Source organism: Pseudomonas sp. BB438 (assembly GCF_057180225.1).
Map to the genome: position 1 here is coordinate 27,820 of NZ_CM170001.1, position 13,553 is coordinate 41,372.

The window sequence follows — 13,553 nt, forward strand, 5'->3', positions numbered from 1 at the left end:
ACAATGCGCGCCGCTCGGCATGGTGCCGGGCATGGGTTCCCTCACCCCATCGACGAAAAAGGCCCAAGCATGTCGGCATCCCTTCCGGCGGCAAGGCGCGGCGCACTCGCCGGCCTGGTCGCGTTCCATATTCTGATCATCATCGCCAGCAACTACCTGGTGCAGCTGCCAATGACCCTGTTTGGCTGGCACACCACCTGGGGCGCGTTCAGCTTCCCGTTCATCTTCCTGGCCACCGACCTCACCGTTCGCCTGCTCGGCAAGCGCCCGGCACGGTTGGTGATCGCGCGGGTGATGATCCCGGCGCTGCTGGCTTCCTACGTGATCTCGGTAATCTTCCAGGAAGGCGCCTTCAGAGGCTTCGCTTCCCTGGGGGAATTCAACACCTTCGTTGCGCGGATTTCCCTGGCCAGTTTCCTGGCCTATGTGTTCGGGCAGATTCTCGACATCCAGGTCTTCGACCGGCTGCGCCGCATGCGCCAGTGGTGGATTGCCCCGGTGGTCTCGACCCTGTTCGGCAACCTGCTGGACACCTTCACCTTCTTCTCGATCGCCTTCTGGCATAGCGACAACGCCTTCATGGCCGAGCACTGGGTGGAGATCGCCTGGGTCGACTACGGCGTGAAGCTGGCGGTCATGCTGATGCTCTTCGTGCCGCTCTACGGCATGCTGCTCAGCGCCATCACCCGTAACCTGCGTCGTCAGCCCGCCGTCGTCTGACGCCACCCGAAAAAGCCCAACAGCGGCGGCAGAACTGCGAAAAGAGTTACCGCCGCCATCCCCCGCTTAGGAAAAAACCGCGCGCTCCTGGCCCCTAGCATGGTCTCCATGCCAACCGACCGGGAGTTGCCGCCATGTCCTTTGCCCATCCCCTGCTGTTCAAGTCGCTCTGCTATGTGAATGGCCACTGGCTGCACAGTGCGAGCGGAGCCAGCATCGCCGTCGACAACCCCGCCACCCGCGATGCCATCGGCCACGTGCCGCTGCTCGACCGTGAGCAGATCGTCGCGGCGGTCGATGCCGCTGCTGCGGCGTTTCCCGCCTGGCGCGCCTGCTCGCTGGATGAGCGTGCCACGCTGCTGCGCCGCTGGGCCGAACTGATTCGCCAGCACCGCGAAGACCTCGCGCAGATCCTCAGCCTGGAGCAGGGCAAGCCGCTGGCCGAAGCCCTTGGCGAGATCGACTACGCCGCCAGCTTCATCCCCTGGTTTGCCGAGGAAGCGCGCCGGCTGAACGGCCGAAATATTCCCAGCCACATCCCCAACGCGCACCTGGGTACGGTGGTCGAGCCGGTCGGCGTTGCCGCGCTGCTGACGCCGTGGAACTTCCCCTCGGCGATGATCACCCGCAAGGCTGCCGCTGCGCTGGCCGCCGGTTGCAGCGTGGTGGTCAAACCGGCTCACGAGACGCCCTACTCTGCCTTCGCCCTCGCGCAACTGGCGGAAGAAGCCGGCTTTCCCGCCGGCGTCTTCAACGTGGTGCTCGGCGAACCGCAGATGGCCATGGAAACCCTGGTCGGTGACAGCCGCGTCCGCGCGGTGAGTTTCACCGGCTCGACCCGCGTCGGGAAACTCGTGCTGCAAGCCGCTGCCCAGGACGTGAAGAAAGTCGCCCTGGAACTGGGCGGCAACGCGCCCTTCATCGTCCTGCCCGACGCCGATCTGGAGCAGGCGGTGCAGTTCGCCATCGACGCCAAGTTCCAGACCTCCGGGCAGGACTGCTGCGCGGCCAACCGCATCCTGGTCGCCCGTGAACTCTACGAACCCTTCCTGCAGCGCTTCGCTCGCGCCGTGCGTGAACTGCGCGTCGGCCCGGCCAGCGATGCGCGCAGCCAGATCGGCCCGCTGATGCACCAGGGCGCCTTCGACGTCACCTGCGAACGTGTGCAGGACGCCATCGCCCAGGGCGCGCGCCTGCTCGCCGGCGGCGAGCCCCATGCGCTGGGTGGCTGGTTCTACCAACCGACGGTACTGGCCGACGTCACGCCGCAGATGCGCATCTGGCGCGAGGAAAACTTCGCGCCCATCGCCGGCGTCAGCGCCTACGACGACCTCGACGAAGCCGTCCGGCTGGCGAATGACACCGAGTACGGCCTCGCCGCCTACCTTTGTGGGCAACGCCTGGATCACCTCTGGCCGCTGATGCGGCGCCTGGAATTCGCCATGGTGGCGGTCAATGGCGCCAGGTTCACCGGCCACCCCATTCCCTTCGGCGGCATGAAGGCTTCGGGCCTGGGCCGCGAGGGCGGCAGCGAGGGCTTCGAGCCCTTCGTTGAAACCAAGTACTTCGCCCTGCACCACGGCGCCATCTGACCGGGAGACCATCGCCATGACCGACTACGCCCAACTGTTCGAAGACGACCGCGCGCACTTCATGCACCCCTCGACCCACGCCCACGACCACGCCAGTGGCGCGCTGCCGGGGCGGATCATCACCGGCGCTTCGGGCGTGCGCATCCGCGACCATCAGGGTCGCGAGCTGCTCGATGCCTTCGCCGGGCTGTACTGCGTGAACATCGGCTACGGCCGCACCGAAGTCGCCGACGCCATCCACGCGCAGGCCACGCAGTTGGCCTACTACCACACCTATGTGGGGCACTCCTCCGAAGCGATCATCGAACTGTCCGCACGGATCATCCGTGACTGGGCACCCGCCGGGATGAAAAAGGTCTACTACGGCCTCTCCGGCTCCGACGCCAACGAGACCCAGGTCAAGCTGGTGCGCTACTACAACAACGTGCTGGGCCGGCCGCAGAAGAAAAAGATCATCTCCCGCCAGCGCGGCTACCACGGCTCGGGCATCGTCACCGGCAGCCTCACCGGGCTGGCCAGCTTCCACCAGCACTTCGACCTGCCGGTGGAGGGCGTCAAGCACACCCTCTGCCCACACTTCTACAAGGCCCCGGCCGGCATGGACGAAGCCAGTTTCGCGCGCCATTGCGCCCAGGAACTGGAGAGCCTGATCCTCGCCGAAGGTCCGGACACGGTCGCCGCCTTCATCGGCGAACCGGTGATGGGCACTGGCGGCATCATCGTCCCGCCCAAGGGTTACTGGGAGGCGATCCAGGCGGTGCTGGCCAAGTACGACGTGCTGCTGATCTCCGACGAGGTGGTCTGCGCCTTCGGCCGCGTCGGCGACAGAATGGGCAGCCAGCGCTACGGCATGCGTCCGGACCTGATCACCACGGCCAAGGGCCTGACCAGCGCCTACGCGCCGCTGTCCGCCGTGATCCTCGGCGAGAAGGTGTGGGACGTGATCGACAGCGCCTCGACTCGCGAGGGCGCCATGGGCCACGGCTGGACCTATGCCGGTCACCCGATCTGCGCGGCAGCGGCACTGGCCAACCTGGACATCCTCGAGCGGGAAAATATCACCGCCAATGCGGCGGAGGTCGGCGGCTACCTCAACCAGCAGCTGCGCCAGGCCTTCGAGGGCCATCCGCTGGTGGGCGAGGTGCGTGGCGACGGCATGCTGGCGGCGCTGGAGTTCATGGCCGATCGGGAAGCGCGCACGCCGTTCGATGCGGCACTGAAGGTCGGCCCGAAGGTTTCGGCGGCCTGCCTGGAGCGCGGCATGATCGCTCGCGCCATGCCCCACGGCGATATCCTCGGTTTTGCCCCGCCGCTGGTGCTGACCCGCGCCGAGGCGGACGAGATCGTCGACATCGCCAAGGCGGCAGTGGATGCGGTGGCTTCCGAGGTTCTGTAATGCGCACGGACCTGTAGGAGCAGGCGATGCCCGCTACCGCGCCCAGGGGGCACTCCGGCAGGTGTACCCCCTGGCGCCCGACCGGCCTGGCCCGACGCTCAGGCCAACTGGCGTCCGGTCAGCCGCTCGAGCACCCGCAGGGGCGAGCGTTGCGGATCGTGCATGGCCCTGATCGGCAACAGCACCGTCTGCTCCAGCATGTACTGGCCTTCGCTCACCGCGTGGGCAACCTGGTCGCTGAAGCAGACCCAGGTGCTCCCGGCGGGAAACTCCATGGGCCGGGTGGACTCGCCACGCTGCAGTTCGCTGTCGGCCTTCATCCGGTCGTGCAACTGCAGCATCAGGTGGTCGTAGGCGCTCCGTGGTCGCTTGGTGATCTTCAACTGCGCCAGCAGCCAGGTGTACAGCGGATTGGGCTGGCGCAGCTGCTGCAGGTAACGGTTGGCGATGGTTTCGAAATCGTCGCCCACCTGCCAGCGGCGCGGCAGGCCGTGTGGGTTGATGTTGCTGAATACACGGAGGATGCGGGCACCGTGCAGCGGCCGTGACGGAAAGGCATCGACGTGCAGGCGCCGGTCGTCCTTGCGCCAGGAGCTGTTCTGCGCCCAGTTGGCGATGGCGTGCAGGCGCAGGCTGATGGTCGGCTGGGACAGGTGCCCGCGATAGGCGGGGATCAGGTCTTCCAGCAGGTCCTGGCTGAAGCGGCTGTAGCGCTCGAGCAACTGCCGCACCAGCGGTTGCTGCTCGGGAGCGGTAACGCCGCTTAGGCGGTCGCGCTGCACGTCGAGGCTGATGTTCTTGCGCTTGCGCTCGACCAGCTCGGGATTCAGCAGCGTCTGTTCGGCCGGCGTGAGGTCGAAGCGCAACTGCGGGAAGAACAGGATGTCGCCCTGCTCCAGGCGACTGGCTGCAGAGGACGTGGAGTCAACGGGCTGAAGGGCGAGCTCGGGTAAGGCAGTGGGAATAGCCATGGACTCTCCAACGGGCGGTAACCGTTGCAGAGAAATATATGACACATCCTGAAATAATTTTGGAAATTAGCGACGGCGTGACACTGTCACTGCCCGGCTTGCGTCTTGTCCAGTTTGCGCAGGAACACCGTCATCTCCTTCTCCGCCTGCTTGTCGCCGTGCGCTTGCGCGGCAGCGAGGCCGTCGGTCCAGGCGGCGCGGGCGCCGTCCAGGTCACCCTCGGCCTGTAGCGCCTTGCCCAGCAGCTTCCAGGCAGCGGAGTACGTCGGGTCCTGCTCCACGCAGCGGCGCAGGTGCTCGGCGGCTTTCGTCCCGTCGCCGGCATCCAGGTAGCCCTTGCCCAGGCCGAAGCGCAGCAGCGGGTTGTCCACGCCCTTGGCGAGCATTCTTTCCAGGCCGTCGAGCATCGGCTGCACTCCTTTCTCAGAAGAACGTCAGACCGGCCTGGAACAGCCGCTCGACGTCGCGAATACGTTTCTTGTCCACCACGAAGAGGATCACGTGGTCGCCGGACTCGATCTTCGTCTCGCCGTGGGCGATCAGCACGTCATCGTCACGGATCACCGCGCCGATGGTGGTGCCCGGCGGCAGCTGGACTTCGTTGATCTTGCGGCCGATCACCTTGCTCGACTTCGCGTCGCCGTGGGCGACCACTTCGATGGCCTCGGCGGCGCCGCGGCGCAGGGAGTGCACGCTCTCGATATCGCCACGGCGGACGTGGGTCAGCAAGGTGCCGATGGTGGCCAGTTGCGGGCTGATGGCGATGTCGATCTCGCCGCCCTGCACCAGGTCGACATAGGCGGGGTTGTTGATCAGCGTCATCACCTTGCGCGCGCCCAGGCGCTTGGCCAGCAGCGAGGACATGATGTTGGCCTCGTCGTCGTTGGTCAGGGCGAGGAACAGGTCGGTGTCGCCGATGTTCTCTTCCAGCAGCAGGTCGCGGTCGGAGGCGCTGCCCTGGAGCACGATGGCGCTGTCCAGGCTGTCGGAGAGGTGCCGGCAGCGCGCCGGGTTCATCTCGATGATCTTCACCTGATAGCGACTCTCGATGGCCTCGGCCAGGCGCTCGCCGATGTTGCCGCCGCCGGCGATGATGATCCGCTTGTAGCTGTCCTCGAGACGGCGCATCTCGCCCATCACCGCGCGGATGTGGGCTTTGGCAGCGATGAAGAACACTTCGTCATCGGCCTCGATCACCGTGTCGCCCTGGGGAATGATCGGCCGGTTGCGTCGGTAGATGGCCGCCACGCGGGTATCGGCGTTGGGCATGTGCTCGCGCAGCTGGCGCAGTTCCTGGCCGACCAGCGGGCCGCCGTAGTAGGCGCGGATGCCGACGAGCTGCGCCTTGCCCTCGGCGAAGTCGATCACCTGCAGGGCGCCGGGGTATTCCACCAGGCGCTTGATGTAGTTGGTCACCACCTGCTCGGGGCTGATCAGCACGTCGACCGGGATCGCCTCGTTGTCGAACAGCCCGGCGCGGGTCAGGTACGCCGCCTCGCGCACACGGGCGATGCGGGTGGGTGTGTTGAACAGGGTGTAGGCGACCTGGCAGGCCACCATGTTCACCTCGTCGCTGTTGGTCACGGCCACCAGCATGTCGGCGTCGTCGGCGCCGGCCTGGCGCAGTACGGTGGGGAACGAGGCCTTGCCGTGGACGGTGCGGATATCCAGGCGGTCATTGAGGTCGCGCAGGCGTTCGCCGTCGGTGTCGACCACGGTGATGTCGTTGGCTTCGCTGGCCAGGTGCTCGGCCAGAGTGCCGCCGACCTGGCCGGCACCGAGGATGATGATCTTCATGGAGCGGGGTGCATTCCGTTTCGATCCGTTGGGAATCGGCGGCTGTTACTTCGCCGAAATCTTGATCAGCTTGGCATAGTAGAAACCGTCGTGCCCGCCCGGTTGCGGCAGCAGTTGGCGTCCGTGGGGCTGCTTGATGCCCCAGGGGCCGGGCAGGTCCAGCTCGCGGGCGCCGGGGGTGCGCGCCAGGAATGCGGCGATCTGCTCGCTGTTTTCCTGTGGCATCACCGAGCAGGTCGCATAGACCATCACGCCGCCGACGTCGAGGGTCGCCCACAGCGCGTCGAGCAGCTCGCCCTGTAGCGTGGCCAGTGCCTCGATATCCTCGGCGGTGCGGGTCAGCTTGATGTCCGGGTGGCGGCGGATCACGCCGGTGGCGGAACAGGGGGCGTCCAGCAGGATGCGCTGGAACGGCTTGCCGTCCCACCACTTGGCGGTGTCGCGGGCGTCGGCGGCGAACAGCTCGGCGGAAAGCTGCAGACGGGCGAGGTTCTCGCGCACACGCACCAGGCGGCTTTCTTCCAGGTCGACGGCGATCACGCCGGCCAACGCAGGCTCGGCTTCCATCAGGTGGCAGGTCTTGCCGCCGGGGGCGCAGCAGGCGTCCAGTACGCGCTGGTTCGGCGCCAGCTCCAGCAGGTCGGCGGCCAACTGCGCGGCCTCGTCCTGCACACTGACGCGGCCTTCGGAAAAGCCCGGCAGGTCGCGCACGTCGCACGGCTGCACGAGGTTGATGCCATCGCGGCTGAACGCGCAGGCCGTGGCGTCGAAGCCGACGCGGTTCAGCTCATCCAGATAGGTGTCGCGGCTGCCGTGGCGACGGTTCACCCGAAGGGTCATCGGCGGGTGCGCGTTGTTGGCGGCGCAGATCGCTTCGAACTGCTCCGGCCAGGATTTCTTCAGTGCCTTCTGCAACCAGCGCGGGTGCGCCAGGCGCGCGGCCGGGTCCTTGTCGACTTCGGCCAGCAGCGTTGCGCTTTCGCGCTGGGCGCGGCGCAGCACGGCGTTGAGCAGGCCCTTGGCCCAGGGCTTCTTCAGCTTGTCCGCGCAGCCGACGGTTTCGCCGATGGCGGCATGCGCGGGAATACGCGTGTAGAGCAGCTGGTACAGGCCGACCAGCAGAAGGGCCTCGACGTCACGGTCGCCGGCCTTGAACGGTTTCTGCAGCAGGCGCGCGGCGAGGGTGGACAGGCGCGGCTGCCAGCGCGCCGCGCCGAAGGCCAGTTCCTGCACCAGGCCGCGGTCGCGTGGCTCGACGTTTTCCAGCTGAGTCGGCAGCGAGCTGCCCAGCGAGGCGCGACCGCCGAGGACGGCGGCCAGGGCGCGGGCAGCCGCCAGACGGGGATTGGTACTCATGCGCCTTGCCCTTGCAGACCAAGCGTCTGGCCAGCGGCGAACTGCTCGCGGCGGCTGTTGAACAGGTCGGCGAAGGCCAGCGGCTTGCCGCCGGGGAGTTGCAGGCGAGTCAGCAGCAGCGCGCCTTCACCGCAGGCGACCAACAGGCCGTCGCGGCTGGCGTCGAGGATCCTGCCGGGCTCGCCCTTGCCCTTTGCCGGCCTGGCACCGAGCACTTTCAGCGCAGCGTCGCCGAGGGTGGTGTGGCACACCGGCCACGGCGTGAAGGCGCGGATGCGCCGCTCCAGTTCGTCAGCCGGGCGCGACCAGTCGATGCGCGCCTCGTCCTTGTTCAGCTTGTGCGCGTAGTTGGCCAGGGCGTCGTCCTGCACCTCGCCCTTGAGCGTACCGGCAGCGAGGCCGGCGATGGCCTCGACCACGGCTTTCGGGCCCAGTTCGGCCAGGCGGTCGTGCAGGCTGCCACCGGTGTCGTCGGCGGAAATCGGCGTGCTGACCTTGAGCAGCATCGGCCCGGTGTCCAGGCCCGCTTCCATCTGCATCACGGTGACGCCGCTCTCGGCATCGCCGGCTTCCACCGCGCGCTGGATCGGCGCGGCGCCGCGCCAGCGCGGCAGTAGGGAGGCGTGGCTGTTGATGCAGCCCAGGCGCGGGATATCCAGCACCGCCTGCGGCAGGATCAGGCCGTAGGCCACCACCACCATCAGGTCCGGCCTGAGCGCGGCGAGCTCCGCCTGGGCAGCGGCGTCGCGCAGGGTCGGCGGCTGCAGCACCGGCAGGCCGTTCTCCACGGCGAGCTGCTTGACCGGGCTGGGCATCAGCTTCTGCCCGCGGCCGGCCGGGCGGTCCGGCTGGGTGTAGACGGCCACCAGCTCGTGGGGGCCGTCCAGCAGGGCCTTGAGGTGCTCGGCGGCGAATTCCGGGGTGCCGGCGAAGACGATGCGCAGTGCTTGGCTCATATCGGGCTCACAAAAAAGAAAGGCTTGCCGGGGCAAGCCTTTGGGGGATGGGTCACGCCTGTTGCCGGTGCTGCTTTTCCAGCTTCTTGCGGATGCGGTCGCGCTTGAGGTTGGACAGGTAGTCGACGAACAGCTTGCCGTTCAGGTGATCGCACTCGTGCTGGATGCACACGGCGAGCAGGCCCTCGGCCTCTTCCTCGAACGGATTGCCGTCGCGGTCCTGGGCCTTGATCCGCACTTTCTGCGGACGGTCTACATTTTCGTAGAAGCCGGGCACCGACAGGCAGCCTTCCTGGTACTGGTCCATTTCCTCGGTGAGGAATTCGAACTCCGGATTGATGTAGACCCGGGGTTCGGACTTGTCTTCGGACAGGTCCATCACCACGACGCGCTTGTGCACGTTGACCTGCGTGGCGGCCAGGCCAATGCCGGGCGCCTCGTACATGGTCTCGAACATATCGTCGATCAGCGTGCGCAGGGCGTCATCGAAGACCGTGACCGGCTTGGCGATGGTCCGCAGGCGCGGATCGGGGAATTCGAGAATGTTCAGAATGGCCATATACGTTTGTGATGCACTTGTGGAATAAAGTCAAAATCGGCTGCTAATATGCTGAGCAGCATCGAAAAACGGCTGGAAAGCGCGGTAGGGGCGGCTTCCAGGCGTTTCATGTGTACACATAATAAAGGGATTCACCGCATGAGGAAAACACTACTCGCCCTGCTGCTGCTCGCCGCAGGCGGGGTGGCGCAGGCTGCCGTGCAGCTCAAGGACGGCCATCCGGATCGCTATACCGTAGTGAAGGGCGACACCCTCTGGGACATCTCCGGCAAGTTCCTCAGCAAGCCGTGGAAGTGGCCCGAAATCTGGCAGGTGAATCCGCAGATTCAGAACCCGCACCTGATCTATCCGGGCGACGTGCTGAGCCTTGTGTACATCGACGGCCAGCCTCGCCTGATGCTCAACCGCGGAGAGTCGCGCGGCACCATCAAGCTGTCGCCGCGGGTGCGCAGCACCCCGATCGCCGAGGCGATCCCGACTATCCCGCTGGATAAGATCAACGCCTTCCTGCTCTCCAACCGCATCGTCGACAGCGCTGACGACTTCTCCAACGCCCCCCATGTGGTTGCTGGTGACCAGGAGAGCGTGATCAGCGGCGCCGGCGACCGTGCCTACGCCCGCGGCAACTCGCTGGCGGAAGACAACAGCTACGGCATCTTCCGCCAGGCCAAGGTCTACACCGACCCGGACACCAATGAAGTCCTGGGTATCGATGCCATGGATGTCGGCGGCGCCAACGTCACCGCGAAGGAAGGCGATATCGCCACCCTGAACCTGACCCGCACCACCCAGGAAGTTCGCCCGGGCGACCGCCTGTTCCCCACCGAGGAACGTGCGATCACCTCGACCTTCATGCCCAGCGAGCCGACCACTCCTATCAAGGGCACCATCATCGACGTGCCGCGCGGCGTGACCCAGATCGGCAAGTACGACGTGGTGACCATCGACAAGGGCTCCCGCGACGGGCTGGCCGAAGGCAACGTGCTGGCGATCTACAAGCTGGGCGAAACCGTGCGCGACCGCGTCACCGATGACATGGTGAAGATCCCGGACGAGCGCTCGGGCCTGGTGATGGTCTTCCGCACCTACAACCGCCTGAGCTATGGCCTGGTGCTGACCGCCACCCGCTCCCTGGAAGTCAACGATCGCGTCCAGAACCCCTGATGCGGATGTGACTTGAAGAAAACCCCGCTTCGGCGGGGTTTTTTGTGGGTGCGATACGGAAGGGTCCGACAGCGAATACGTAGATCAGCGCGGCATAGTCCGGGCGTCTCCGCACGCCAAGGATCGTCTCATGCCCGCCGACCAGAACCGTTCACACTCCCCGGCCGAACTAGAGGCGCGGTTGCGCCTGCACAGCCTGCCCGAGGTAGGGCCGCGGCGTTTTCTCCGCCTGCTGGAAGCCTTCGGTTCGGCCTCCGCAGCCTTGAGCGCGCCAGCAGCGGCCTGGCGATCCCTCGGGTTGCCTTCCGTCTGCGCGGAGCCGCGCCGCGATGCCTCCATTCGCGAACAGGCGGCGCGGGCCATGCGCTGGCTGGAAACGCCGGAACACCACCTGGTGATGTGGGACGCACCGAATTATCCCGCGCTGCTCGCCGAGCTGGACGATGCTCCGCCGCTGTTGTTCCTGGCGGGCGATCCGACCTTGCTGGAGCGTCCGCAACTGGCGATGGTCGGCAGCCGCCGGGCCAGCAAGCCGGGTTTGGATACGGCGCGCGCCTTCGCCCGCAGCCTGGCTGGTGGCGGCTTCGTGATCACCAGCGGGCTGGCGTTGGGCATCGACGGTGCGGCCCACGAAGGCGCACTGGATGGCGGCGGGAACACGGTCGCCGTGCTGGGGACGGGCCTCGAGCACCTCTACCCGCGTCGGCACATCGGGCTGGCCAAGCGCATCGTCGAGCACGGCGGCGCGGTGGTCTCGGAGCTGCCGCTGAACTGCGCGCCCCAGGCGTCGAACTTTCCGCGGCGCAACCGGATCATCAGCGGCCTGTCCCTGGGCACCCTGGTCGTGGAAGCCAGTCCCTCCAGCGGATCACTGATCACGGCGAGGCTGGCCGCCGAGCAGGGCCGCGAGGTCTATGCGATTCCCGGGTCTATCCACCACCCCGGCGCGCGCGGCTGCCACGAGTTGATCCGCCAGGGGGCGACGCTGGTGGAGACGGTCGACCACATTCTCGAGGGCCTGAAGGGCTGGACGCAGAGCGTGCCGGCGATCGCGCCAGTATCTTCGCAGCCGTCTCATCCCCTGGTCGACCTGCTTCGCGCTGCCCCGCAATGCAGTGAACAGCTGGCCCTGCGCAGTGGCCTGGAGCTGCCGCAGGTACTGGCGGAACTCACCGAACTGGAGCTGGACGGACGGGTGGCCTGCGAGGCCGGTGTCTGGGTGCATCGCGCCCCCTGAGCACGTAAACTGCCGCGCATCGAAGATCCGAGGAGTTCCCGATGTACAGCAACTGGCGTACCCAGCGCATGGCCCAGGTCGTGCGCGATGGCGGTGTGATCGCATACCCGACCGAAGCCGTCTGGGGACTGGGTTGCGACCCGTGGAGCGCCGATGCCGTGTACCGTCTGCTGGCGATCAAGGCGCGTCCGGTGGAGAAGGGCATGATCGTCGTCGCCGGTGACATCCGCCAGTTCGACTTCCTCCTCGACGACCTGCCCGAGGCCTGGCAGGACAAGCTTGCCGCCAGTTGGCCGGGCCCGAATACCTGGCTGGTACCGCACCAGGGCCGCCTGCCCGAGTGGGTGACCGGCGAGCACGATACCGTCGCCCTGCGCGTCACCGATCACCCGCTGGTGCGCGAGCTGTGCCGCTTCACCGGCCCGCTGATCTCCACGTCCGCCAACCCCGCCGGTCGCCCGGCTGCGCGCAGTCGCCTGCGTGTGGAGCAGTACTTCCATGGCGAACTGGACGGCGTGCTCGGCGGCGCCCTGGGCGGGCGGCGCAATCCGAGCCTGATCCGGGACCTGCGTACCGGCGAGACGGTACGCCCGTCGTAGCCCTGCAGGAGCGTCCATTGGGCGCGATCGCGGGCATGGCCCGCTCCTGCAGGCGTGTGCTTACGGCAGCAGAATGGTCGACCCGGTGGTGCGCCGCGCCGCCAGTTCGGTCTGCGCCTTGGCTGCCTCGGCCAGGGCGAAGCGCTGGTTGATCTCCACTTTCACCTTGCCGCTGGTGATCATGCCGAACAGGTCGTCGGCCATGGCCTGCAGGCGCTCCGGCGTGCTGGCGTAGCCGAACAGCGTCGGACGGGTGACGTAGAGCGAGCCCTTTTGCGAAAGGATGCCCAGGTTCACGCCGTCCACCGGGCCGGAGGCGTTGCCGAAGCTCACCACCAGGCCGCGCTGCGCGGTGCAGTCCAGCGAGGTCAGCCAGGTGTCCTTGCCCACCGAGTCGTAGACCACCGGACACTTCTTGCCGTCGGTGAGTGCGAGCACGCGCTCGACCACGTTCTCGTGGCTGTAGTCGATGGTTTCCCAGGCGCCGTGGGATTTCGCCAGTTCCGCCTTGGCGGCGGAGCTCACGGTGCCGATCAGGTGCGCGCCGATGGCTTTCGCCCATTGGCAGGCGATCAGCCCGACACCGCCGGCCGCCGCGTGCCAGAGGATGGTCTGGCCCGGTTGCACGTTGTAGGTCTGGCGCAGCAGGTACTGCACGGTCAGGCCCTTGAGCATGACGGCGGCGGCCTGCTCGAAGGTGATCGCGTCCGGCAGTTTCACCACGCTGGCCGCCGGCAGCGTGTGCTGCTCGCTGTAGGCGCCCAGCGGGCCGGTGGCGTAGCCGACGCGGTCACCGACCTTCACGTTGGTCACCGCGCTGCCCACCGCCTCTACCTCGCCGGCGCCTTCGGTGCCGACGCCGGACGGCATGGCGGGGGCCGGATACAGACCGCTGCGGTAGTAGGTGTCGATGAAGTTCAGGCCGATGGCGCGGTTGCGCACCCGCACCTCGTTCGGGCCGGGCTCGGCGGGGGTGTCGTCGACGATTTCGAGGACTTCCGGGCCGCCGGTCTTGGCGAATTGAACACGTTTGGCCATGTCGCTCTCCTGATGGCGCGAGGCGCTGCCTCGCCGGGGAAAAGACTTTCATCCAAGCCGCACGCGTGACGGGCGTCAAGACCAGCTTTGCCGGTGGCGATGGTATGCTTGCGCCCGATTTCGTACCTGAACCCCGCTCCGGCCCGCGCCACGCGTGGCTTTCCCGCT

General features: G+C 67.0%; 13 protein-coding genes. 6 read left to right on the forward strand and 7 right to left on the reverse strand.

All coding sequences use genetic code 11. The annotated features are described in order from the left end of the window. Window positions 1–69 precede the first annotated feature (69 nt). The 3 genes from AC1ZV1_RS00125 (at window position 70) to AC1ZV1_RS00135 (ending at window position 3,708) form a co-directional block, all read left to right on the forward strand. Window positions 70–720, forward strand: coding sequence for a 7-cyano-7-deazaguanine/7-aminomethyl-7-deazaguanine transporter (locus AC1ZV1_RS00125; protein ID WP_088420633.1), 651 nt, complete (start codon window positions 70–72; stop codon window positions 718–720). Between the two features lie 134 nt (window positions 721–854). After that, window positions 855–2,312, forward strand: coding sequence for an NAD-dependent succinate-semialdehyde dehydrogenase (locus AC1ZV1_RS00130; RefSeq protein WP_484294993.1), 1,458 nt, complete (start codon window positions 855–857; stop codon window positions 2,310–2,312). A gap of 16 nt (window positions 2,313–2,328) precedes the next feature. Beyond that, a complete protein-coding gene (locus AC1ZV1_RS00135) occupies window positions 2,329–3,708 on the forward strand; it encodes an aminotransferase (protein WP_484294994.1) in 1,380 nt (459 codons plus the stop codon). 98 nt (window positions 3,709–3,806) lie between these two features. Here AC1ZV1_RS00135 and kdoO read toward each other — a convergent pair whose 3' ends face one another. From kdoO to def, 6 genes are all read right to left on the reverse strand, one after another. Further along, on the reverse strand, window positions 3,807–4,679 hold the full coding sequence (kdoO, locus tag AC1ZV1_RS00140) for a Kdo hydroxylase KdoO (RefSeq protein WP_484294995.1): 873 nt from the start codon (window positions 4,677–4,679) through the stop codon (window positions 3,807–3,809). An 86-nt stretch (window positions 4,680–4,765) separates the two neighbouring features. Then, a complete protein-coding gene (locus tag AC1ZV1_RS00145; protein WP_484294996.1) occupies window positions 4,766–5,086 on the reverse strand; it encodes a tetratricopeptide repeat protein in 321 nt (106 codons plus the stop codon). Between the two features lie 16 nt (window positions 5,087–5,102). Then, a complete protein-coding gene (gene trkA, locus AC1ZV1_RS00150; protein WP_484294997.1) occupies window positions 5,103–6,476 on the reverse strand; it encodes a Trk system potassium transporter TrkA in 1,374 nt (457 codons plus the stop codon). 45 nt (window positions 6,477–6,521) lie between these two features. Continuing rightward, the gene (gene rsmB, locus AC1ZV1_RS00155; RefSeq protein WP_484294998.1) at window positions 6,522–7,832 is read right to left on the reverse strand and encodes a 16S rRNA (cytosine(967)-C(5))-methyltransferase RsmB; all 1,311 of its coding nucleotides are present in this window, start codon (window positions 7,830–7,832) and stop codon (window positions 6,522–6,524) included. Then, a complete protein-coding gene (gene fmt / locus AC1ZV1_RS00160; RefSeq protein WP_484294999.1) occupies window positions 7,829–8,788 on the reverse strand; it encodes a methionyl-tRNA formyltransferase in 960 nt (319 codons plus the stop codon). The genes rsmB and fmt overlap by 4 nt, the downstream gene beginning before the upstream one ends. Window positions 8,789–8,840: 52 nt before the next feature. Then, the gene (def, locus tag AC1ZV1_RS00165; protein WP_259758317.1) at window positions 8,841–9,347 is read right to left on the reverse strand and encodes a peptide deformylase; all 507 of its coding nucleotides are present in this window, start codon (window positions 9,345–9,347) and stop codon (window positions 8,841–8,843) included. Between the two features lie 138 nt (window positions 9,348–9,485). On the opposite strand from def, the gene AC1ZV1_RS00170 reads away from it, so the two are divergent. The 3 genes from AC1ZV1_RS00170 (at window position 9,486) to tsaC (ending at window position 12,347) form a co-directional block, all read left to right on the forward strand. Continuing rightward, window positions 9,486–10,511: a LysM peptidoglycan-binding domain-containing protein gene (locus AC1ZV1_RS00170; RefSeq protein WP_484295000.1), complete on the forward strand. Its 1,026-nt coding sequence runs from the start codon at window positions 9,486–9,488 to the stop codon at window positions 10,509–10,511. A 130-nt stretch (window positions 10,512–10,641) separates the two neighbouring features. Continuing rightward, window positions 10,642–11,748 (forward strand): DNA-processing protein DprA, encoded by a 1,107-nt coding sequence (gene dprA, locus AC1ZV1_RS00175; RefSeq protein WP_484295001.1) that lies wholly within the window; start codon window positions 10,642–10,644, stop codon window positions 11,746–11,748. A gap of 41 nt (window positions 11,749–11,789) precedes the next feature. Further along, window positions 11,790–12,347 (forward strand): L-threonylcarbamoyladenylate synthase type 1 TsaC, encoded by a 558-nt coding sequence (gene tsaC, locus AC1ZV1_RS00180; protein WP_484295002.1) that lies wholly within the window; start codon window positions 11,790–11,792, stop codon window positions 12,345–12,347. 60 nt (window positions 12,348–12,407) lie between these two features. Here tsaC and AC1ZV1_RS00185 read toward each other — a convergent pair whose 3' ends face one another. Beyond that, window positions 12,408–13,385 carry an NADPH:quinone reductase gene (locus AC1ZV1_RS00185; protein ID WP_484295003.1) on the reverse strand — a complete coding sequence of 326 codons (978 nt, stop codon included), beginning with the start codon at window positions 13,383–13,385 and terminating at the stop codon, window positions 12,408–12,410. Between the last annotated feature and the right edge of the window lie 168 nt (window positions 13,386–13,553).